The sequence below is a fragment of the Intrasporangium sp. DVR genome (assembly GCF_040365325.1).
GTDB lineage: Bacteria > Actinomycetota > Actinomycetes > Actinomycetales > Dermatophilaceae > Intrasporangium.
Map to the genome: position 1 here is coordinate 67653 of NZ_BAABZW010000015.1, position 22783 is coordinate 90435.

19 protein-coding genes are annotated in these 22783 nt (G+C 70.6%); 14 read left to right on the forward strand and 5 right to left on the reverse strand.

Annotated elements, in window-relative coordinates:
• Positions 1-74: 74 nt before the first annotated feature.
• Entirely contained in the window at positions 75-2036 is a 1962-nt protein-coding gene (locus ABWV20_RS11390; protein WP_353355275.1) for a DUF6541 family protein, read from the reverse strand.
• Between the two features lie 288 nt (positions 2037-2324).
• Between ABWV20_RS11390 and rpsB the strand changes: the two genes are divergently transcribed.
• The 13 genes from rpsB to ABWV20_RS11455 all read left to right on the forward strand — a co-directional run bounded on the left by rpsB (position 2325) and on the right by ABWV20_RS11455 (position 16955).
• The gene (gene rpsB, locus ABWV20_RS11395; RefSeq protein ID WP_353355276.1) at positions 2325-3365 is read left to right on the forward strand and encodes a 30S ribosomal protein S2; all 1041 of its coding nucleotides are present in this window, start codon (positions 2325-2327) and stop codon (positions 3363-3365) included.
• A gap of 64 nt (positions 3366-3429) precedes the next feature.
• Positions 3430-4266, forward strand: a complete 837-nt coding sequence (gene tsf / locus ABWV20_RS11400; protein ID WP_353355277.1) for a translation elongation factor Ts — start codon at positions 3430-3432, stop codon at positions 4264-4266.
• A gap of 194 nt (positions 4267-4460) precedes the next feature.
• The gene (sqr, locus tag ABWV20_RS11405; protein ID WP_353355278.1) at positions 4461-5717 is read left to right on the forward strand and encodes a type III sulfide quinone reductase, selenoprotein subtype; all 1257 of its coding nucleotides are present in this window, start codon (positions 4461-4463) and stop codon (positions 5715-5717) included.
• Positions 5718-5737: 20 nt separating this feature from the next.
• A complete protein-coding gene (locus ABWV20_RS11410) occupies positions 5738-6052 on the forward strand; it encodes a TusE/DsrC/DsvC family sulfur relay protein (protein ID WP_353355279.1) in 315 nt (104 codons plus the stop codon).
• Between the two features lie 51 nt (positions 6053-6103).
• Positions 6104-6628 carry a DsrE/DsrF/DrsH-like family protein gene (locus tag ABWV20_RS11415; protein ID WP_353355280.1) on the forward strand — a complete coding sequence of 175 codons (525 nt, stop codon included), beginning with the start codon at positions 6104-6106 and terminating at the stop codon, positions 6626-6628.
• A 145-nt stretch (positions 6629-6773) separates the two neighbouring features.
• Positions 6774-7445, forward strand: a complete 672-nt coding sequence (locus ABWV20_RS11420) for a response regulator (protein ID WP_353355281.1) — start codon at positions 6774-6776, stop codon at positions 7443-7445.
• Positions 7442-10072, forward strand: a complete 2631-nt coding sequence (locus tag ABWV20_RS11425; RefSeq protein ID WP_353355282.1) for a DUF4153 domain-containing protein — start codon at positions 7442-7444, stop codon at positions 10070-10072. The genes ABWV20_RS11420 and ABWV20_RS11425 overlap by 4 nt, the downstream gene beginning before the upstream one ends.
• 23 nt (positions 10073-10095) lie before the next feature.
• Positions 10096-11223 carry an aminotransferase class V-fold PLP-dependent enzyme gene (locus ABWV20_RS11430; RefSeq protein WP_353355283.1) on the forward strand — a complete coding sequence of 376 codons (1128 nt, stop codon included), beginning with the start codon at positions 10096-10098 and terminating at the stop codon, positions 11221-11223.
• Between the two features lie 76 nt (positions 11224-11299).
• Positions 11300-12028 (forward strand): UMP kinase, encoded by a 729-nt coding sequence (gene pyrH / locus ABWV20_RS11435; RefSeq protein ID WP_353355284.1) that lies wholly within the window; start codon positions 11300-11302, stop codon positions 12026-12028.
• A gap of 86 nt (positions 12029-12114) precedes the next feature.
• Positions 12115-12672, forward strand: coding sequence for a ribosome recycling factor (gene frr / locus ABWV20_RS11440; protein ID WP_353355285.1), 558 nt, complete (start codon positions 12115-12117; stop codon positions 12670-12672).
• Positions 12673-12734: 62 nt separating this feature from the next.
• Positions 12735-13607 (forward strand): phosphatidate cytidylyltransferase, encoded by an 873-nt coding sequence (locus tag ABWV20_RS11445; protein ID WP_353355286.1) that lies wholly within the window; start codon positions 12735-12737, stop codon positions 13605-13607.
• A gap of 97 nt (positions 13608-13704) precedes the next feature.
• Positions 13705-14886: a dual-specificity RNA methyltransferase RlmN gene (rlmN, locus tag ABWV20_RS11450; protein WP_353355287.1), complete on the forward strand. Its 1182-nt coding sequence runs from the start codon at positions 13705-13707 to the stop codon at positions 14884-14886.
• Positions 14887-15032: 146 nt separating this feature from the next.
• Positions 15033-16955 (forward strand): propionyl-CoA synthetase, encoded by a 1923-nt coding sequence (locus ABWV20_RS11455; RefSeq protein WP_353355288.1) that lies wholly within the window; start codon positions 15033-15035, stop codon positions 16953-16955.
• A gap of 23 nt (positions 16956-16978) precedes the next feature.
• Here the strand turns inward: ABWV20_RS11455 and ABWV20_RS11460 are convergent, their stop codons facing one another.
• From ABWV20_RS11460 to ABWV20_RS11470, 3 genes are all read right to left on the reverse strand, one after another.
• Positions 16979-18151 carry a TIGR04053 family radical SAM/SPASM domain-containing protein gene (locus ABWV20_RS11460; RefSeq protein WP_353355289.1) on the reverse strand — a complete coding sequence of 391 codons (1173 nt, stop codon included), beginning with the start codon at positions 18149-18151 and terminating at the stop codon, positions 16979-16981.
• A complete protein-coding gene (gene hemG / locus ABWV20_RS11465; RefSeq protein ID WP_353355290.1) occupies positions 18148-19626 on the reverse strand; it encodes a protoporphyrinogen oxidase in 1479 nt (492 codons plus the stop codon). The genes ABWV20_RS11460 and hemG overlap by 4 nt, the downstream gene beginning before the upstream one ends.
• A gap of 91 nt (positions 19627-19717) precedes the next feature.
• A complete protein-coding gene (locus tag ABWV20_RS11470; protein WP_353355291.1) occupies positions 19718-20875 on the reverse strand; it encodes an LOG family protein in 1158 nt (385 codons plus the stop codon).
• Between the two features lie 101 nt (positions 20876-20976).
• Here ABWV20_RS11470 and ABWV20_RS11475 point away from each other — a divergent pair, with 101 nt between their 5' ends.
• Entirely contained in the window at positions 20977-21915 is a 939-nt protein-coding gene (locus ABWV20_RS11475; protein WP_353355292.1) for an AEC family transporter, read from the forward strand.
• Positions 21916-22011: 96 nt separating this feature from the next.
• On the opposite strand, the gene ABWV20_RS11480 is transcribed toward ABWV20_RS11475, so the two are convergent.
• On the reverse strand, positions 22012-22701 hold the full coding sequence (locus ABWV20_RS11480) for a hypothetical protein (protein WP_353355293.1): 690 nt from the start codon (positions 22699-22701) through the stop codon (positions 22012-22014).
• Between the last annotated feature and the right edge of the window lie 82 nt (positions 22702-22783).

Sequence of the window (22783 nt, forward strand, 5' to 3'; positions counted from 1 at the left end):
CGGTGCCGTATGCCGCTGGGCTCGGTCCGCAGTCGCCCGCCGTCCCAGCCCGGTGGGGTGGTCGCCGGCCGAGGTCAGTCCGCCGGCAGGTCGCAGCCGGTGATCCTGAACAGGGTGTAGTCCCCGACGGTGCGCACCTGGTCGAGCCCCTGGACGGAGACGAGGTCGACGAGCCCGGAGGAGCGCTCGGGGCGGTCGAGCCAGTAGACGTGGCTGGAGTCGATGGCCCAGCGGATGTCATGGCGCTGCAGGGCGGAGCACACGTCGGGCCGCGTCGTCATCTTGTCGAACCCGGTGCCGAGGAGGTTCTCGTCGCCGGTGTCCGGGATCGGGATGGACCGGTAGAGGGTGTTCGTCCCGAAGAGGGCGAACATCAGGGGGGAGCCGTTCTCCGGCCGCCCGATGAGTCCCTCGCCGCTGGGGATCTCTGCAGCGAGGAGGGAGAGGTCGGCCTGCGCCTGGCGGGACAGGATGACGTGGGTCGGGTCGGCCGGTCGGAAGAAGGCGTCGAGCATGGTCGACCGCGTCGGGCCGTGGGCGACGACGGTGGCGAGGGGGATGAGCGCCAGGGCCACCAGGCTCACCGCGGGCACCTGGATCCGGAGGGCCGGGACCTTGAGCAGCAGGTCACGCACCGCCGGCGCGGCCGCCGCGACGAGCACGACTCCCGGCACTGCCGCGAGCGAGGCCAGCCGGACCTTGTCGTTGTACCAGTAGCCCGTGACCAGGGCCGTCCACGACGCCGTCGACGACGCCGCCATGACGTAGAGGACGACGCAGGCACCCCACATGGCGACGACCGGGAGCGCGGCTCGCGCCCGGACGATGATCCAGCCGAGCCCGAGGGGCAGGAGGGCGAGCAGGCCCCAGAGCACGACGGGGATCTGCAGCCGTCCTCCGACGACCTCGACGAGGGCGCTCCAGACGCTGACGTGGCCCTTCCACTCGTAGGACTGCGTCGAGGCGAGACGCTCCGAGACGAGCGGGGCCGTGAGCAGACCGCCCAGCCCGACGAGCGCGACGACGCCGAGGTCACGCGCGACCGCGCTCCAGGGTCGGTGGCCGAGGACGCCCGCCCGCAGCCGCGCGGTGACGAACCAGACGAGGGCGAAGAGGACGAGGGCGACGAGGGAGTTCGGCTGGATCAGCGCCAGGCCGACGAGGGCGGCAGCGAAGCCGAGCCACTGGCCGAGCCCGGGCGAGAGCCGAGCCGCGCCCCGGCGACGGGCCGTCGGCGTGCGTGCGGCCTGGAGCATGATCGCCAGCGCAGCGGGAGTGAGAGCCGTGCCCATGAGGTTGGGCCAGAGCACGCCCCATCCGAGGAGGACGGTGGGGAAGGAGACGAAGGCAGCGGAAGCCAGCCCAGCGGCATACGTCACGAGGTGGGACGTGCCGAGCGCGTGCCGGACGAGCGTGACGACGCCGAGCGGCCACACGACGGCGGCGAGGATGACCGTGGCAACGTTGGTTCCGGGGAGGACGGGAGCGGCTCCGCTCTGCAGGCCCGTCGCGATCCAGGCGTGGAAACCGTTGGGGTAGAAGGTCGGGTGGACGAGCGAGAGGTTGCTGGTGTCGAGGAAGAGCCGGATCCGGTTGAGGTGGTAGACCGCGTCGGGGCTGTCGACGAGCTCGTCGGGGCGGCCGATCGCCGGCAGGATCGTGGCGAGCGCGATGACGACACCGATGCCGACGGCCAGGGCCACGTGGGGGTCGGGGCGCCCGAGAAGTCGTCGCCGTGGCGACAGCGTGGGGTCTCGCCCGGCGATGCTGCGGACCAGGAGCCAGCCGGCTCCGGCCGTGAGCGCGGTGACGCCGAGGAGCACCAGCCAGCTCCAGGCCAGGCCGAGGCGCTGGGTGATGGTGGCCCCTGCGGCGATGACGGCGACCGACACGGCGGGGGACACGGCGACAGCCTCGAGCCCACGCGTGCCGAGCGCGCGGACGACGAGCCAGCCGGGCCCGAAGAGAACCGCCAGGAGGACGGCAGAGACCGGCACGGTCTCCCACCAGCTCGACCAGCTCGACCCGTTCGACATGGCGGTCATTCTTGCCGGTCGGCGCGATTTCCCAGCACACGGGGCGACGCACTACGATGGTCCACGGTCACGTGTGCCTCGGCTCATGGGACCGAATTCGCGCGTCTTCATCCGGGCCCGTCCCGGCACGCACCACGGCAGTCCCAGCCGAATCACACCGGTTGGGCGGGGTGCGTCGAGACGCCAGGAGTGAGGCGTATGCCGCTGGGCTCGGCCGGCACGTCGGGCTGGTTCCTGCGGTGGCGACCTCACAACCAACTGACAACCACGAATCAAGGAGGACACGGCATGGCCGTCGTCACCATGCGCCAGCTCCTGGAGAGCGGCGTCCACTTCGGGCACCAGACCCGTCGGTGGAACCCGAAGATGAAGCGCTTCATCATGACCGAGCGCAACGGCATCTACATCATCGACCTGCAGCAGTCGCTGACGTACATCAACAACGCCTACGAGTTCGTCAAGGAGACCGTCGCCCACGGCGGCTCGATCCTCTTCGTCGGCACGAAGAAGCAGGCGCAGGAGCCGGTCGCCGAGCAGGCGACGCGCGTGGGGATGCCCTACGTCAACCACCGTTGGCTCGGTGGCATGCTCACCAACTTCCAGACGATCTCCAAGCGCCTCACGCGCCTCAAGGAGCTCGAGGAGATCAACTTCGACGACGTGGCCGGCTCGAGCTACACGAAGAAGGAGCTGCTCATCCTCAAGCGCGAGAAGGACAAGCTCGAGAAGACTCTCGGCGGCATCCGCTCGATGAGCAAGGTCCCCTCCGCCGTGTGGATCGTCGACACGAAGAAGGAGCACCTCGCCGTCGACGAGGCCCGCAAGCTCGGCCTGCCGGTCATCGCGATCCTCGACACGAACTGCGACCCGGACGAGGTCGACTACAAGATCCCGGGCAACGATGACGCCATCCGCTCCGTCACCCTGCTGACGCGGGTCATCGCCGACGCCGTCGCCGAGGGCCTCGTCCAGCGCTCGTCCGGCCGCTCCGGCGCCGAGGCCGGCGCCGAGGAGCCCCTGGCCGAGTGGGAGCGCGAGCTCTACGCCGAGGCCGCCAACGCCGCCGGCGCCACGGAGAGCGCGGAAGCCGCTGAGGCGCCCGTCACCCCGGCCGCCGAGGGCGCCGCGACCGAGGCTGCGCAGGCCACCGAGACGACCGAGACGACCGAGACGACCGAGGCTCCTCCCGTCGCCGAGGTGACCGAGGCCACCGAGGCTCCGGCCGAGGCTCCGACCGAGTCCACCGAGGCTCCGGCCGAGGCCACTGAGTCCACCGAGACCACCGAGGCTCCGGCCGAGGCGACTGAGGTCCCGGCCGAGCAGGCCTGAGCCGACGGTCATCACCCGTTCAGGTCGATATCCAGTACCACCGACGAAAAGAGCGAATCAGAGCATGGCGAACTACACCGCCGCTGACATCAAGGCGCTCCGCGAGCAGACGGGCGCGGGCATGTTGGACGTCAAGAAGGCGCTCGACGAGGCTGATGGCGACCGTGCCAAGGCCGTCGAGATCCTTCGGGTCAAGGGCCTCAAGGGCGTGACGAAGCGTGAGGGCCGCTCGGCCTCCAACGGTCTCGTCGCGGCCCAGGCCGGCGACGGCGTCGGCACGCTCGTCGAGGTCAACTGCGAGACGGACTTCGTCGCCAAGGGTGAGCGGTTCATCGCCCTGGCCGAGCAGGTCCTCGCCCAGGCCGTCGCCTCGCAGTCGTCCGACGCAGACACGCTGCTGGCCAGCTCGCTCGAGGACGGCAGGACGGTCAAGGACCTCCTCGACGAGGCCAACGCCACGATCGGCGAGAAGATCGAGGTGCGCCGGGTGGCTCGCCTCGAGAGTGACGGTGGGCGCGTCGTGTCCTACCTGCACAAGACCTCGCCCGACCTGCCTGCGCAGATCGGGGTCCTCGTCGCCCTCCAGGGTGGTGACGACCAGGTGGCACGGGACGTCGCGATGCACGTCGCGGCCTTCAGCCCCTCCGTCCTCACCCGCGAGGAGGTGCCGGCCGAGACCGTCGAGAACGAGCGGCGTGTCGCCGAGGCCACCGCCCGCGAGGAGGGCAAGCCTGAGGCGGCCCTGCCGAAGATCATCGAGGGTCGCGTCGGCGGCTACTTCAAGGAGAACGTGCTGCTCGAGCAGCCGTTCGCCAAGGAGCCGAAGAAGACGGTTGCCAAGGTGCTCGAGGAAGCCGGTGCCACCCTGACCGGCTTCGCCCGCTTCCGCGTCGGCCAGTGAGGCCGTAACACCCCGACATCCCCATCGAAAGAGCAGTTCGCGACACGGCCCGTCAGGGCCAGGGCCCCGCGGCCCGTCGCGAACTGCTCTTTCGATTGTGCGGGGAGAGGCCGTCGAGCTCCTACTACTAGTTGTAGTAGGGATCACAGCCCAAGTGGTATCGGGGGATACCCACGGGGGTATTCAATGGAGGCATGACCACCGCAAGAACGAAGAAGTCCCTGGTGGTGCTGGGCGCGGGCACGGCCGGAACCATGGTCGCGAACAAGCTCCGCCACCGTCTCCCCAAGACCGACTGGAAGATCACGGTTGTCGACAAGACCGACATTCACGACTACCAGCCCGGGTACCTGTTCATCCCCTTCGGGATGAACACTCCTGAGCAGATCCGCAAGACGAAGCACGCGTACATCGGCGATGGCGTCGAGCTCGTCCTGGCCGAGGTCGACAAGGTCGACCCCCAGGCCAAGTCCGTCGCCCTGACGGACGGCCGGTCACTCGCCTACGACTACCTCGTCATCGCCTCGGGCACGAGCCCGCGACCAGACCAGACGCCGGGGATGCTCGGCGACGACTGGCACGGGTCGGTCGGCGAGTTCTACACGTACGACGGGGCGGTCGCCCTGCGCGACCAGCTGAGCGCCTTCACCGGGGGCCGTCTCGTCGTGCACATCACGGAGCTGCCGTTCAAGTGCCCCGTGGCACCGCTCGAGTTCACCTTCCTCGCCGACGACTACCTGCGCGGACGCGGACTCCGGGACAAGACCGAGCTCGTCTTCGTCACGCCCCTGGACGGAGCGTTCACCAAGCCCGTCGCGAGCAAGGAGCTCGGCCACCTCCTCGAGGAACGCGGCGTCACCGTCGAGACGGACTTCATGATCGAGAGCATCGACCAGGAGCGCAAGGTGCTCGTCTCCTACGACGAACGCGAGGTCCCCTACGACCAGCTCGTGACGATCCCGCTCAACATGGGCGCCGAGTTCGTGGCGCGGTCCGGGCTCGGGGACGACCTCAACTACGTCCCCGTCGACAAGCACACCATGCAGTCGACGGCCCACCCCGAGATCTTCGCGCTCGGCGACGCGAGCAACATCCCCACGTCCAAGGCGGGGTCCGTGGCCCACTTCTCGGTCGAGATCTTCGTCGAGAACTTCATGGAGCTCATCGCCGGCAAGCCGATGACCCACTCGTTCGACGGGCACGCCAACTGCTTCGTCGAGTCCGGCGGTGGCAAGGCCCTGCTGCTCGACTTCAACTACGACACCGAGCCGCTCACCGGTACGTTCCCGCTGCCCAAGATCGGCCCGATGACGCTACTGAAGGAGTCGCGCGCCAACCACGTCGGCAAGCTCGCCTTCCGGCACATCTACTGGAACATGCTGCTTCCCGGCCGCCCCCTGGGCCTTCCCCCACACATGTCGGTGTCCGGCAAGATCCCGGCCGACGCCTGAGCTCGAAAGGACGTAACCCCATGCCCACCACGACCATCGCCGGCAAGCAGATCGAGGTCAACGAGGAAGGCTTCCTCAACAACCCTGCCGACTGGAACGAGGAGCTCGGAGCGGAGTTCGCCCGACTCATCGGCGTCGAGATGACCGACGAGCACTGGAAGCTCGTCAAGTTCCTGCGCGACGACTACTCGGCCCAGGGCGAGACGCCGACCCTGCGTCGCGTCAGCACCCAGCTCGGCCTTCCCGTCAAGCAGCTGTTCACGATGTTCCCCGGCAAGCCGGCCAAGAAGATGTCCTACGTCGCCGGTGTCCCCAAGCCCAAGGGCTGCGTGTGAGACGCGCCCCGGCCTGACGACCACACCACGACTGACCACCAGGAGCACCCCATGACCGACACACTCAAGCCCCCCACCGAGCCGGCCTTCGTCCCGTCCTTCGACGAGCCCGCTGGAGAGGAGCGCAAGCTCGCCATCATCTGCAGCAAGGGCACGCTGGACATGGCGTACCCCGGTCTCATCCTCGGCAACGCCGCCCTGGGTGAGGGCATCGAGACCCACCTGTTCTTCACCTTCTGGGGTTTCGACATGATCAACAAGAAGACCCAGAGCAGCCTCAAGGCGACCATCCTCGGCAACCCGGCGATGCACATGCCCCAGGGTCTCGGCGGAATCCCGGGGATGACCCACCTCGCCACGTCGCAGCTGAAGAAGGCCATCGCCGAGCTCGACATCCCCGAGGTCCCCGACTTCCTAGACCAGATCGTCGCGTCCGGTGGTCACCTGTGGGCGTGCCGACTCTCCGCGGACATGAACCACCTCACTGAGGCGGATCTCCGAGACGACATCGAGGGCATCATCTCGGCGTCGGACTTCATCGAGATGACCGCGGGCGCCCAGCTGCTCTTCATCTGACAGCTGGGTCTGGAAGGCCCGGGGCGCGCGCATCCGCCCCGGGCTCTTTCCTGCCCTGACCGCGCAGCGGTGCGGCAGCAGATCTTCACACCATCTCCAGAGAGTGCTGCCGTCGTTCCCGCAGCAGCGCTCCTAGGCTCAGGGGATGAGCCAGATCCTCCTCGTCGAGGACGATCCCACGATCAGCCAGGCCGTCACGGACCGTCTGCGCGCCGAGGGTTTCGTCGTCCACCAGACGTACGACGGCCCCTCGGCAGTCGCTGCCCACGACGAGCACCGGCCCGACCTCGTCGTCCTCGACGTCATGCTCCCGGGCTTCGACGGCATCGAGGTGTGCCGTCGCATCCAGGCTGAGCGACCCGTCCCCGTCCTCATGCTCACCGCCCGCGACGACGAGACCGACCTGCTCGTCGGCCTCGGCGTGGGGGCGGACGACTACGTGACCAAGCCGTTTCGCATGCGTGAGCTCGTGGCCCGCATCCGGGCGCTGCTCAGGCGGGTCGAGCGGGCCCGCGAGCTCGCCAATGGACCAGACCCGGTCGTCGTCGACGGGCTGGCGATCGACCCCGGCACCCGCCGTGTCCGCCTCGACGGGGGAGAGGTGCACCTGACGCCTCTCGAGTTCGACCTTCTCCTGGCGCTGGCGGCGGACCCGGGCACGGTCCGTGGCCGGGACGACCTCATGAGGGAGGTGTGGGGCTGGGCGGATGCCCGCGGGACCCGCACCCTCGACAGCCATGTGAAGGCGCTCCGAGCCAAGCTCGGCCCCCACCGGGTGCGCACCGTGCACGGCGTCGGCTACGCCCTCGAGCCGTGAACGCCGATCGACCCCTGGAGGGGGTCCGCTCCATCAAGGCGAAGCTCGGCCTCCTCGTGGCCGTCAGCATCGTCGTCGCGGCCCTCGTCTCGGAGATCGGTGACCGCGCCGGCGTCCCGCCCTGGCTCACCGTCCCGGTGACCGTCACGGTGGCGCTCGCCGTGACCCAGTGGCTGGCGCGGGGGATGACCGCCCCGTTGCGGGACATGACGCGCGCAGCAGGCGCCATGGCGACCGGCGACTACACCCTGCGGGTCGAGGCCACCTCAGCCGACGAGGTCGGGCGTCTCGCGGGCGCGTTCAACACCATGGCCGAGGACCTCGCGACCGCTGACCAGCAACGCAGCCAGCTCATCGCGACCGTCTCGCACGAGCTGCGCACCCCACTCACCGCCCAGCAGGCGATCCTGGAGAACCTCGTCGACGGCGTCGTGCGCCCCGACGACGACGTGCTCCGCGCGGCCCTCGCCCAGGCCGAGCGGCTCGGCGATCTCGTCGAGGACCTCCTCGACCTCAGCCGGGTCGACGGTGGCCGCGCGCGGCTACGACTACAGCCCCTCAACGTTCATGACCTCGTCGAGAAGGGCGTGGCCGAGGCGCACGTGACCGGTCGATCGGTGACCTACGCCGTCGAGGTTCCCACGGCGCTCGAGGTGACGGGCGACGAGGCCCGCCTGGCGCAGGTGCTCGCCAACCTCCTCGACAACGCCAGCCGGCACAGCCCGCACGGCGGGGTCGTCACCGTCCGAGCGGGCCGACTGGAGCCGGACCGGTGGTTCCTCGAGGTCGACGACGAGGGGCCCGGCATCCCGGCCGACCGGGCCGGGCGCGTCGTCGAGCGCTTCGGCAGCCGGCCCGACGAGTCGGGCGGTGGGACGGGCCTTGGCCTCGCCATCGCGAGCTGGGTCTGCGAGCTCCATGACGGGTCCATCTCGGTGATCCCGACCGAGGAGGGGAGCACCGGGGCGCGCGTCCGCGCCGTCCTGCCCGTCCAGCCAGTGGCCACCGAGCGCGACGCCGGGCCAGCCGCCACTCCCGAGGAGCCCATCGTGTCCAGCCCAGCCGCCCCAACGCCGACGTCCCCCTCCCAGACCCCGGCCCGCCCGGTCGTGCCCTCGCCGGCGGCCGTCGTTCCGCCAGCGGTGCCGCCGAGCCCCTTCGTCGACTCGGTCTTCGGCGACCTCTGGCCGGAGGCCGGCCTCGCGCCGCGGGTGGGCCTGCTGCTCGGCGCCGTCGGGGTCGGGGTCCTCGCGGGGGCCGTCCTGCCGGAGCGCAACATCGGCGTCGCCCTCCTGCTCGTGCTGGTCATGGCCGGCACGCTCGTCCTCCGAGTGGCTCGGCTGCGGTCCGCGCCCTGGACCGTCGTCAGCGCGGCCCTGGCCTTCGGCCTCGCCTCCCTCACCGTTCTCCGGGCGGCTGAGTGGGTGACCGTCCTCGCGATCGGCGTCATCGTCGTCCTCGGGGCGACGGCACTCACGGGAGCCAAGGGGTTCCTCGCACTGGTCGGCGGGCTCGCAGCCTGGCCCCTCGCCGCACTGCGCGGGCTGCCGCTCCTCGGCCGCACCATCTCCGCGACGAGCCGAGTGTCGATCGTCTGGCCCGTCGTGCGCACCGTTGCCATCTCCCTCGTCGCGCTCGTCCTCTTCGGCGGGCTGTTCGCCTCCGGCGACGCGGTCTTCGGCTCGTGGGCGCAGGCCGTCATCCCCGATCTCGAGCTGGACGGCCTCGTGGCGCGCTTCTTCGTCGGCTTCGTCGTCGGTGGCACCGTCCTGGCCGCCGGCTACCTCGCGATCAACCCCCCGCGGGTGGACCGGCTGACGGCCCCGCAGGCCCGCCCGGTGGCCCGGCTGTGGGAGTTGGTCGTGCCGGTGGGTGTCGTCGTGGCGCTCTTCGTCGTCTTCGTCGTCGCACAGGCGACCGCGCTCTTCGGCGGCCACGGCTACGTCCGGCGCACGACCGGCCTCACCTATGCCGAGTACGTGCACCAGGGGTTCGGCCAGCTCACCGTGGCGACGGTCCTGACCCTCCTGACGACCGCGCTCGGTGTGCGCAAGGCGCCGCGGGAGACTGCACGTCACCGCCTCGTCCTGCGGCTCGTGCTCGGGTCCCTGCTCACCCTGACACTCGTCGTCGTGGCGTCCGCGCTCCACCGGATGGACCTCTACCAGCAGGCCTACGGCTTCACCGTCCTGCGCGTCCTCGTGGATGGCTTCGAGCTCTGGCTCGGCCTGCTCGTGGTGATGCTCCTCGTCGCCGGGATCCGCCTCTCCGGGTGGTGGCTGCCCCGTGCCGCGCTCGTGTCCGCGGCCGTCCTCCTGCTCGTCGGCGGCCTCGCGAACCCCGAGGCGTGGGTGGCGCAGCGCAACATCGACCGCTACCACGCGACCGGCAAGCTCGACACGGCGTACCTGTTCACCCTGGGCGCCGACGCTGCGCCGACCATCAGGGCCGGGCTTCCGGCCGACCTGTCCTCGTGCCTCCTGCTGTCGAAGCCGCCGGCACCGCCTGACGACCTCCTCGGCTGGAACCTCGGCCGCGACAGTGCCGCCGACGTCACGGCCGATCTGGCTGCCGTCACCGTTCCCGTGGAGTGCACGACCTGGCTCCACACCGACTACCACCGCTGAGCGCGGTGGGACAGGATGGCTCGGTGCGCCCAGACATCGCCGAGCTGTTCGAGCTCGACCCTGCCCTGACCCACCTCAACCACGGCGCTTTCGGGGCCGTTCCACGGGTCGTGCGTGAGGCCCAGGACCGGGCCCGCGCGCGGATCGAGGGGGCCCCGATGCGAGCCTTCCGCGACGAGCTGCCGGACGCCATCGCCGCCGCGCGCGAGCAGGCAGCCGCCTTCGTCGAGGTCCCCACCGATTCTGCGGCGCTGGTCCGCAACGTCTCGGAGGCCGTCGCGGTCGTGCTCGAGAGCCTCTCGATCGGACTGGGTGACGACGTGGTCGTGAGCAACCACGGCTACCCCACCGTGTCGCTGGCGGTCCAGGCGCGGGGCGGCTCGACCCGCGAGGCACGGTTCGGGCTGGGGGCCTCGACGGCCGAGATCGTCGCCGCGTTCACCGAGGCCCTGACGCCCGACACCAGACTCGTCGTCATCGACCAGATCACCTCCGGGACCGCGCTCGTGCTGCCCGTGCGCGAGGTCGCGGCCGCAGTCGCCCCGGTCCCCGTGCTCGTCGACGCCGCCCACGTCCCGGGCGCCCTTCCCGTGGACGTCGAGGCCCTCGGAGTCGCGTTCTGGGCGGGCAACCTCCACAAATGGGCGTTCGCGCCCAGGTCGTCGGCCGTGCTGTGGGTCGAGGCGCAGCGGCGCGGGGGTGTCCGGCCCCTCGTCACCTCATGGAGCCACGGCAGCCCGTATCCCGCGTCCTTCGACCTGCAGGGCACCGTCGACCACTCCGCGTGGCTCGCCATCCCAGAGGCCGTCGCGTTCTGGCACGACCTCGGCGGATGGCGCAACGTCGAGCGCAACGCCGACGTGCTCCAGCGGGGAGCCCGCCACGTGGCGACCGCGCTCGGGACGGTGGGCGAGCCCAGCGGCATACCCTCTCCTCCCTGCATGACGCTCGTCCCCCTGCCCGACGGGGCGGCGGCGACACCCGACGGGGCGGAGGCACTGTGGCAGCAGCTCCACGCCGCCGGCTTCCTCGCCCCACCGGGCAGCTTCGAGGGCCGCGGCTACGTGCGACTCGCCGCTCAGGCCTACAACGACGACGACGACTACGCACGGCTCGCCGAGACGCTCGTCTCACTCGTGGGCCGCGCCTGAGCGCCGATGCGACCAGGGCCGCCGCGATGTGGAAAGATCGGGCGACCGCCGGAACTGCCCACAAGGAGGCTCCGTCATGACCGACGCCCGCGACACCCAGTTCAAGAGGGTGCTCCTCAAGCTCTCCGGTGAGGCCTTCGGAGGTGGATCCGTGGGGGTCGACCCGAGCGTCGTCGCCGGGATCGCGCGCCAGATCGCCGACGCCGTCCGAGGTGGGGTGCAGGTGGCCGTCGTCGTCGGCGGCGGCAACTTCTTCCGCGGCGCCGAGCTCCAGCAGCGCGGCATGGACCGCACGCGCGCCGACTACATGGGCATGCTCGGCACCGTGATGAACTGCCTCGCCCTGCAGGACTACCTCGAGAAGGAAGGCGTCGAGACCAGGGTCCAGTCCGCGATCGCCATGCAGCAGGTCGCCGAGCCCTACATCCCGCGTCGCGCCATCCGGCACATGGAGAAGGGCCGGGTCGTGATCTTCGGCGCCGGGGCCGGGATGCCGTTCTTCTCGACCGACACGGTGAGCGCGCAGCGCGCCCTCGAGACCAAGTGCGACGCCCTCCTCATCGCCAAGAACGGCGTCGACGGCGTCTACTCCGCAGACCCCAAGACGGACCCCACCGCGACCAAGTACGACACGCTGACCTTCGACGAGGGTCTGGCCAACGGGCTGCGCATCGTCGACGCGGCAGCCTTCTCCCTCTGCAAGGAGAACAAGCTGCCCATGGTCGTGTTCGGGATGGAAGGTGCCGGCAACATCACCCGCGCCCTGCTGGGTGAGAAGATCGGCACGCTGGTCACGAACGCCTGACCCCGAGCCCGGTGACGTGCCCCACGACCCAGACCGGCCAGCCCGACCAACCCGTGTGACCCGATGAGGACGAGGAAGCGAAAGTCATGATCGAAGAGACGATGTTCGAGGCCGAGGAGAAGATGGACAAGGCCGTCGAGGTCCTCAAGGAGGACTTCGCGGGCATCCGCACGGGTCGCGCCAACCCCGGCCTGTTCAACAAGCTCCTCGTCAACTACTACGGTGCGCCGACGCCCCTCCAGCAGCTGGCCTCGTTCCAGAACCCCGAGGCGCGCACGATCCTGGTCATCCCGTTCGACAAGTCGGCCATGCACGAGATCGAGAAGGCCATCCGCGACTCCGACCTCGGGGTCAACCCGGCGAGCGACGGTCACCAGATCCGCTGTGTTATGCCCGAGCTGACGGAGCAGCGCCGCAAAGAGTACATCAAGCTGGCCCACCACAAGGCGGAGGAGGGCCGCGTCTCCATCCGCAACGTCCGCCGCAAGGCGAAGACCGACATCGACCGGCTCGTCAAGGACGGCGAGGTCGGCGAGGACGAGGGCACCCGGGCGGAGAAGGAGCTCGAGGCGCTGACCAAGAAGCACACCGAACTCATCGACTCCCTCGTCAAGCACAAGGAGTCGGAGCTGCTCGAGGTCTGAGGTGCGACCCCGGGCCCCGTCCCGGGCCGCCACCGCTTCGACGAGCGCTCGATGACTTCGCGATGACCACCCCACCCGCCGCCGCACTGCCCGACCCGCCGGTGCCGACCGCACCCGTCTCCCGGGCTGGACGCGACCTCAAGGCTGCCATCGGGGTCGGCGTCGTGCTCGGTGCCATCATCATCACGTCGCTGCTCGTCAAGAAGGAGTCGTTCCTCGTCGTCGTGGCGATCGCGGTCGCCATCGGCATGTGGGAGCTGCACGTCGCCCTGCGCAACGTCGCGGTCCGGGCCCCCCTCGTCCCGGCCGTGATCGGCATGGCCGGCATGACGTGGGCCGCCTACGTCCACGGACCGGCGGGGCTGGTCACCGCCTGGGTCCTCACCGGAGCGGCGATCCTCCTCTGGCGCGGCAGTGGCCGTCTGGACGGTGCCGGGCGCGATGTCCTCGGCGGGATCTTCATCGCCACCTACCCGCCGCTGCTCGTCGGCTTCGCCGTGCTCCTGCTCGCGGAGCCCGACGGGGTGGGGCGGATGTTCGTCTTCCTCCTCACCGCGGTGAGCAGCGACATCGGCGGCTACGCGGCAGGAGTCTGGCTCGGCAAGCACCCGATCGCGCCGACGATCAGCCCGAAGAAGTCCTGGGAGGGCTTCGCCGGCTCCGTCGTCCTCTGCATCCTCGCCGGCTCGCTGACGATCCACTTCTTCCTCGGGCACCCGTGGTGGATCGGCATCGCCCTCGGAGTGGCCGTCGCCGTCGCCGCGACGATCGGCGACCTCATGGAGTCGCTGATCAAGCGCGACCTCGGGATCAAGGACATGTCGAGCATCCTGCCCGGGCACGGCGGCATCATGGACCGGCTCGACTCCCTCATCGTCGTCGTGCCGATCGTCTGGGCGGTGCTCTCCCTCCTCGCCGAGCGCGCCGTCGCCTGAGCTCTCACTCCACCCCGTCCACACGCGTCGTGGGCGCGGAGCGAGCCCAGCGGCATCCGCGCGACGTTTTGACACCGGCTGAGACAATGGGTGCACCATGACTGAGAACCCAGCGCCTGTCTCGCTTCCCGAGCCGACGACGGCGCCGCCGATCCCCGGGCAGCTCACGTTCCGGGCGCCACGTCGTGGCAAGCCGCCGCGCCACCTGGCCGACTTCAGCCCCGCCGAGCGCAAGCAGGTGGTGGAGTCGCTGGGCCACCAGGGCTTCCGAGCGAAGCAGCTGTCCACCCACTACTTCGAGCGGCTCGTCGACGACCCGGAGCAGATGACCGACCTGCCGAAGGCGGTCCGCACCGACCTCGTCCGTGACCTGCTCCCGACGCTGCTGACCCCGATCGTCCGTCGGCAGGCCGACGACGGGAAGACGATGAAGTACGCGTGGCGACTCCACGACGGCGCGATCGTCGAGTCCGTGCTCATGCGCTACCCGAAGCGCGTGACCATCTGCATCTCGAGCCAGGCCGGCTGTGGCATGAACTGCCCGTTCTGCGCCACGGGCCAGGCCGGGCTCACGCGGAACATGTCGGCTGCCGAGATCGTCGAGCAGGTCGTCTGGGCGGCGCGGGCGCTGCGCACCGGCGAGCTCGCCGGCGGCGACGACGCCGACCGCGAGCACCCGCTGCGGGTCAGCAACGTCGTCTTCATGGGCATGGGAGAGGCCCTCGCCAACTACTCCGCCGCGATCGGCGCGATCCGCCGGCTCACCGACCCCGCTCCCGACGGGCTCGGCATGTCGGCCCGGGGCATCACCATGTCCACCGTCGGTCTCGTGCCGGGGATCGACAAGCTCGCCGCGGAGGGCATCCCGGTCACGCTCGCCCTGTCGCTCCACGCTCCCGACGACGAGCTGCGCGACGAGCTCGTGCCGATCAACACCCGCTGGAAGGTCGACGAGGCCATCGACGCGGCCCACCGGTACTACCAGGTCACCGGGCGTCGCGTGTCGATCGAGTACGCCCTCATCCGCGACATCAACGACCAGGGCTGGCGGGCCGACCTGCTCGCGCAGAAGCTCAACCGACGTGGCCGCGGGTGGGTGCACGTCAACCCGATCCCGCTCAACCCGACGCCGGGCTCCAAGTGGACCGCGAGCCGGCCCGGCGTCGAGCAGAACTTCGTCGAGCGGCTCCGCGCCCACGGCATCCCGACGACGATCCGGGACACTCGCGGCCAGGACATCGACGGAGCCTGCGGCCAGCTCGCCGCGGCGACCGCCTGACGGTCGAGCGCCCCTTCGGGGGCGCGGGTGGAGGCTGCGGTCGAGGTACGGGTCGAGGCTCCGCTCGCCGACGGGATCTGACCGCTCGGCTCGTGTGACGAAATCGGGTCTGGCCCTCGCCGTGGGGGAGCGGGCAGGGTGGAAACATGAGCGACGGAGCCAGCCCAGCGGCATACCCCTCGAGCTACCGCCCGATGTACGAGGCGAGCCTGACCGATCCCGAGGCCTTCTGGGCGGAGGCCGCCGGCCTCATCGACTGGGTGACGCCGCCCACGCGCATCCTCGACTCGGACAACCCGCCGTTCTACCGCTGGTACCCCGATGGTGAGCTGAACGTCTGCCACAACGCGATCGACCGGCACATCGCCGCGGGTCGTGGCGACCAGCCCGCCATCCGTTATGACTCACCCGTGACGGGGACGAAGGAAACCATCACGTATGCCGCTCTGCTCGCTCGCGTGCGAGCCGTGGCCGGAGGCCTGCGCGGCCTCGGCGTCGAGAAGGGTGATCGGGTCGTCATCTACATGCCGATGGTCCCGGAGGCCGTCATCGCCATGCTCGCGTGCGCCCGGATCGGCGCGGTCCACTCCGTCGTCTTCGGGGGGTTCGCCCCGCAGGAGCTCGCTGCCCGGATCGACGATGCGGCGCCCAAGGTCGTGCTCTCCGCGTCCTGTGGCATCGAGCCGTCCCGCGTCGTGAAGTACAAGCCGTTCCTCGACGAGGCGATCCACCGCTCCGCGCACAAACCCGACGCGTGCGTCATCCTCCAGCGCCCGCAGGAGCGCGCCGAGCTGGGCGAGCGCGACATCGACTGGGACGAGTTCGAGTCCGGTGAGGCGGCCCAGGCCGGCGCAGAGCCCGTCACGGTCGCCGCCACCGATCCGCTGTACATCCTCTACACGTCGGGCACGACGGGGAAACCGAAGGGCATCTACCGAGACAGCGGCGGCTACGCCGTGGCGCTGCGCTGGTCGATGGACAGGCTCTACGACGTCCAACCGGGCGAGACGATGTTCACCGCGAGCGACGTCGGCTGGGTCGTCGGCCACTCGTACATCGTCTACGGCCCGCTGCTCATCGGGGCGACGACGGTGCTCTACGAGGGCAAGCCGATCGGGACCCCCGACGCGGGAGCGCTCTGGCGAGTCATCTCCGAGTACGACGCCGTGTGCCTCTTCACCGCGCCGACCGCCTTCCGGGCCATCAAGAAGGAGGACGCGTCGGCGTCCCTGGTCAAGGACTACGACCTCTCCTCCTTCCGAACGCTCTACCTCGCCGGTGAGCGACTCGACCCGGACACCTACGAGTGGGCGTCGGCCGCGCTCGGCGTCCCGGTCATCGACAACTGGTGGCAGACCGAGACCGGTTGGCCGATCGCCTGCAACCCCAAGGGCATCGAGATGCTCCCGATCAAGCCGGGGTCGCCGTCGGTGCCGGTGCCGGGCTACGACGTCCGCGTGCTCGACAGCGAGGGCAACGAGCTGCCGGCCGGCCAGGAGGGCGCGATCTGCATCAAGCTGCCGATGCCTCCGGGCACGCTGCCCACGCTGTGGCAGGACGACGAGCGCTACGTGTCCTCCTACTTGTCCGCCTACCCGGGCTACTACCTCACCGGCGACGGAGGGTACGTCGACGAGGAGGGCTACCTCTTCGTCATGGGGCGGACCGACGACGTGCTCAACGTCGCCGGCCACCGGCTCTCGACCGGCTCCATCGAGGCCGCCCTCGCCGGCCACGAGGCGGTGGCGGAGTGCGCCGTCATCGGCGTCCACGACGAGCTCAAGGGTCAGGTCCCTCGGGCGCTCGTCGTGCTCAAGAGCGGGATCGACGGCGAGGCCGAGGGGGAGCGGATCCGCAAGGAGCTCGTCGCGCGAGTGCGGTCGGAGGTCGGAGCCGTCGCGGCCCTGCACCAGGTCGACATCGTCCACGGGTTGCCGAAGACACGCTCGGGCAAGATCCTGCGCAAGACGATGCGCGAGATCGCCGATGGCGGATCACCTGCCGTGCCGGCGACGATCGAGGACGCGAGTGTCCTCGATCGCCTCGGCCCGGTGCTGCGGGGCAGCTAGGCCGTGACATCGTGTGGGGCCGGTCAGTGCTCGGGCTGGCCGGTCGGCTCGTAGACGCAGGTCGGGTCGGAGGCCAGCAGGTTGCCGGTGACGGCGTAGGCGTGCGACCGGCTCCCGCCACACACGTCGCGGAACTCGCAGACACCGCACTTGCCCTCGAACTGCGCTGGGTCGCGCAGGGAGCGCAGCAGCGGGCTCGCTTGGTAGATGTCCCGGAAACCGGTCTCCTTGACGTTGCCGCACCGGTGGGGGAGGAACCCGCTCGGATAGACGTCGCCGAGGTGGTCGATGAAGGCGAAGCCGCGGCCCGAGTTGACCTCGATCGGCGGGCGAGGACGTCGGATGGCCGTATGCCGCTCGGCTCGCAGCTCGGCCACAGCGGCGGTCAGCTCGTGGTGAAGCTCGCCGACGGCAGGTGCGCGGCTGTCCGGGGCGTCGTCGCGCGCCCGCGCGCGTTGGATCGCGACCCTCCGGTAGTGCGGAGCCTCGGTCGTCTTGATCGCGACGAGGTCGGAGACGTCGTGGAGCCAGTGGAGCACGTCCTCCACCTCCTGCGGCTCGAGCGGCTGGAGCATCTCGCCGCGACCGGTGGGGACGAGGAAGAACACGCTCCACAGCGAGGCGCCGAGGTCGATGACGGTGCGCAGCAGGTCGGGCAGCTCGTGGACGTTGGCTCGCGTGACGGTGGAGTTGATCTGGAGCCGGAACCCGGCATCCCGGACGTCCTGAGCCGCCTGCAGGGTCGCGTCGAACACGCCACGGACACCACGGAACGCGTCGTGGGTGGCGGCGGTGTTGCCGTCGAGGGACAACGACAGGGCGCCCGCGCCGGCCGCGCGCAGCTCGTCGAGCACGTCACGGGTCAGCCGTGGCGTGACCGAGGGCGACAGGGCCATGTGCAGGCCGATGGAGGATCCGTGGCGGACCAGGTCGGCCAGGTCCGGCCGCTCGAAGGGATCCCCACCGGTCAGGACGACGATCGGGTAGGGCGCGCCATAGCCGGCGATGTCATCGAGCAGCGCCCGGCCCTGCTCCGTCGTCAGCTCGTGCGGATTGCGGCGGTGCTGCGCGTCCGCGCGACAGTGGAGGCAGACGAGGGCGCAGGCGCGGGTGACCTCCCAGATGACGATCATCGGGCGGTCCTCTGGGGCGTGGCGCAGCCGGCGGACGGCGGCGCGCTCCGTGACCGTCGTCATGCGCCGACCGGGCTCGTGCTGGCGGCCGGAGCCGTCCGGTGGGGTGACAGGGCTGCCGCTGCGGTCTCTCCGGAGGCGATGCAGGAAGCCAGACCGAGCCCGTCGTAGGCCGAACCGGCCAGGACGACGCCCGGCAAGGTCTGGGCGACCTCCTCCCGGAGAGCGCTGAGCCGGGCGGTGTGGCCCACGCGCAGCTGCGGCAGGCCGTCGGACCACCGTTGGACGTGGAGGACGTGCGGGGCGGCGTCGAGCCCGGTCACCGTGCGGTAGTCGTCGACGAGCTGGCTGACGAGCTCGTCGTCGGACAGCTCGGCGATGCGGTTGTCGCCACTTCGCCCGGCGGAGAGGCGGACGAGGGAGTACTCGTCATCGGCGAACTGTGGCCACTTGCGGGAGAGGTGGGTGGCGGCCTTGAGCAGCATGCCGGCCGTGGATGGCATGAGCACTCCTGTCCCGGCGAAGGCGCGCAGGTCCTTCGTCGCCGATCGGTCGAAGCCGAGCACGACGGTCGCGACCTTGGCGACCTCGGCCGAGTCGAGGATGCCGGCTGCGCGCCGGCTGTGCGGGGCGAGGAGGGGGGCTGCGGCCGCCGCCGGGACTGCCAGGACGATGCCGTCGGCACGGAGCTGCTCGGTGGCGCCGGCCGCCTCGCCGGGCGCCTCGCCGGGCGCCTCCAGCTGCGTCACCTCGACGGTGTAGCCGTCCGGCTCCCTGGTGATGCGCTCGACACGGCAGCCGAGGCGCACCCGCACCGGCAGGTCCGCAAGGACGGCGTCCGTCAGGGTCGCAAGACCGCCCGGCCACGAGGCGAACATCGGCAGCTGGGCCGCACCCGGGGCGGAGGGCGGCGCCGGGCGTCGCCGCACCAGCGATCGGCGTTGGGTCGCGGCATCGACGAGCGCCGGAGCGCAGGCGCGCAGGCTCAGTCGGTGGACGTCTCCGGCGTGGAGGCTGCCGAGCAGTGGGTCGATGAAGCGCTGCGTCACCTCGTGCCCGAACCTGGAGGAGACGAACTCGCCGACCGAGATGTCCTCGTCGTCGGCCAGTCCGGGGCGCAGGCGCGCGAGCAGTGGCTCCAGACCGGCCCGCCCCAGGCCGCGGACGGACATGACTCCGCTCGTCACGACGGGTCGCAGACGCGTCGGTCCCGACGGGGTGACCCCGGCGGGTAGGGCACGCAGGCCTCGGCCGGTCCACAGCCAGCTCTGGCCCGGGCGGCTGCCGAGCACGCTCTCGGTGAGGCCCAGCTCCTCCACGAGGCTGCGTGCGGTGGGCGAGCCCAGATGGATCGCCTCTGCGCCCACGTCGACCCGTCGCGAGCCGAGCTGCACGGTGTTCACCTGGCCTCCGAGCCGGCGCGCGGCCTCGACCAGGGTGACGTCATGGCCGGCCTGCGCGAGTCGTCGGGCGGCGACCAGGCCGGTGATCCCTCCCCCCACGACGACGACGCGGTGGAGGCGGTCTCGCTCGGTCATGTCTTCACCCTCGATCGGAAACGCGATACTACGGATCGTAGTACCGGAATCGGCCGTAGTAATAATCCGCGCACGATGTCGCCGGCCCGCGCTAACCCGTGGCGAGTGGCAGTCGGGAGCACACGTCGTCGACGCTGTCCACCACGTGCAGCGCTGCTGCCATGCGGCGCCCAGCCGCCAGCTGCTGGAGCGCGGGCCAGACCGGGACGGTCTCGGTCCAGTGCTTGCGCCCGACGAGGATCAACGGGGGGAGGGCCCGGTCGTCGGGCGCGTAGTAGAGCGGCGTCACCGCCTGGAAGATCTCCTGGACGGTCCCGGCAGCGCCTGGCAGCACGACGATGCCGCCGTTGCTCCGGGCCAGGATCCCGTCCTCGCGGATCGCGTTGGAGAAGTACTTCGCCACGACGTCGCAGAAGACGTTGGGCGGCTCGTGTCCGTAGAACCAGGTGGGAATTCCCAGCGACCGGGCTGTCGGGCCCAGGGTCTGGGCCGGGAGGACTGGTTCGACCCCCGAGAGGCTGGGGTCCGCGTCGAACTCACCGAGGGCGTCCCTGAGGAGGTCGTGCCGCACGCCCATCGCCGTCCGCGCCCAAGTCGTGATGTCGGGGTGGAACGACGGTACGGCCGCCAGGCGGGTCAGGGCCTCGGGGAGGGCGTCGGCGTCCGGAACGAAGGCCCCGAGGTTGGCGGCCTCCATCGCGCCCGGACCACCGCCGGTGATGACCACGTGCCCTGCCTCAGCCAGGCGTCGGCCCAGGTGGGCCGCTTCCGCGTATGCCGTGGTGCCGCGCTGGAGGGCGTGTCCGCCCATGACCCCGACGCAGGAGCGGCCCTCGACGAACTCGTCGAGGTCGTCCGTGACGGAGTCGTCATGGATGGCCCGGACCAGGGTCGCGTAGGCGTCCGTGCGCAGGCGCCCGTCGATGGACCAGGCATAGGCGCGGGCATCCGGGGTGGCTGAGTAGCCGTCCTCGAGGCCTGCGTAGAGGTCCTCGGGGTAGTAGAGGCCGCGCCACGGGTCGATCGGGGCGTCGGCCACCTGCGGGAACACGATGGCGCCGCCTCGGTGCAGCACCTCGGCGACATCAGGAGGCACCACGCCACCGAGGACCACGAGCCCGGTGAGGTCCCCGTGTGCGCCGAGGGCGGGTGCGTAGTCGGTGAGATCGAGGTTCTGCAGGCGCAGCCCGTGCACACTGTCACCCTCGTCGAGGTGCTCGTCGAGGGCGTCCAGGGTCTCGATCTCCATGTCGCCATGATGCCGGTGAACCTGGCCCGCCGAGGACCGGACGGGCCACCGGGATCTGGACCGGCCCGGCGCGCTGTCCCGGGCTTTGACAGGATCGGCGCGTGCTCGGTGTCCTCGAGGGGTTCGCGACGATATCGGTGATCGTCGCGGCCGGCTGGCTGCTCGCCCACCTGCGAATCCTCGACGACTCGGCTCAGGTGAACCTGTCGCGCCTCGCCTTCTACGCGGCCTCGCCCGCCCTGCTGCTCACGGTCATGCAGCGCACGCCGCTCGATGCCGTCCTGTCGCGCAACCTGCTGACCTCCCTGGCCAGCTTCGGACTCATCGCGGTCCTCTACCTGCTCCTGGCCCGGCTCCGCTGGCCCCGAGAGTCCCTGGGCTCGCGGCTGATCGGCAGCCTGTCAGCGGGTTATGTCAACGCCGGGAACCTCGGCATCCCCATCGCGCTCTACGTGCTCGGCGACGTCGCCTGGGTCGCACCGACGCTGCTGATGCAGCTGCTCCTCATCACGCCGGTCTACATGGCGCTGTTCGACAGCGATGCCCGCGGGGAGCGACCCCGGCTGCTTCGGAGTGTGCGCCGCATGTTCAGCAACCCCATCACCATCGGGGCCATCGGCGGCCTGCTCATCGCCGTCCTCGACCTTCACCTGCCCAGGGTCGTCAGCGACCCGATCGAGCTGCTGGGCAACATGGCCGTGCCCTCGATGCTCGTCGCCTTCGGGATCTCCCTGCGCCGGGGACCGCGCCCAGCCGCCGGGGCCTCCGCCGGCCACGTCTGGACCATCGTCGGCCTCAAGGTGCTGGCCATGCCGGCCATCGCGCTCGGCCTCGGCCTGGCCCTCGGCCTGCGGGACCAGCCGCTCTTCGCTGTCGTCGTCACGGCCGCGCTGCCGACGGCGCAGAACATCTTCACCTACGCGGTCAAGTACCGCCGCGAGGTCACGCTGGCCCGGGACGCGATCTTCATCAGCACCTTCGCGTCGGTGCCCGTGATCATCGGGATCGCCGGACTCTTCCACGCCGTCGCCGGCGTCTGAACCCGTCACCCCGCAACACACCCGCTTACCGCGTGATGGTGCTGGCTGCAGCCGGCGCGAGCAGACGGTAAGCGGGTGTGTTGCGGTGGCGAGGGGTCAGAAGTCTCCGAAGCCACCGAAGTCGCCGCCACCGAAGTCGCCGCCACCGAAGTCGCCGCCACCGAAGTCGCCGAAGCCGCCTCCTGCGTCTCCGGCCGCATCACTGCCGAGGTCCCCACCACCGACATCGCCACCGGCGTCCCCACCGGCGTCCCCACCGGCGTCCCCACCGGCGTCCCCACCGGCGTCGCCTGCCTCGGCTGCTTCGGGCGAGCCTTCGTAGCCGCCGAGCATCGCGTCGGCGATCGCGGAGCCGACCACGAACCCGGCGATGGTCCCGAGCATCGAACCGGCGAACATGCCGCCCATCCCCATGCCCCCGCGTCCGCCGAAGGCGCCCTGGAGATAGCCCGGCTGGCGCATCTCGGCGCGGGTGGCGCTGCGGGCCAGGTCCGCGGGCTGGTCGCTCCGGGGACGCTCCGCCTCGGGCAGGTCCTCGGTCAGGCGCTGGAGCACCATCTGGCGTTGTTCTGGCGACAGCTGTCCGAATGCCTCGGCGTGGACCTTCTCGATGTCCTCGGGAGGTGCGGTGCGCAGCAGGTAGCGGTAGCGCGCGATGGCCCGCTCGTCCTCGCTCGACGCGCCACCCCTCGGGGTGGGCACGTCATAGGGGCGGCCAGTCGGAGGGGCCGGCTGGTGCTGCTGCTGGAGGGGCTCACGCCCGAGCAGTCGATCGAGGAATCCCATGTCCACTCCCAGGTGTCGGCGACGTCGTCAGTCCTGTCAACGACAGCCGTACCCAGCCGGTTCCGCACCCGACGCCGAGCAA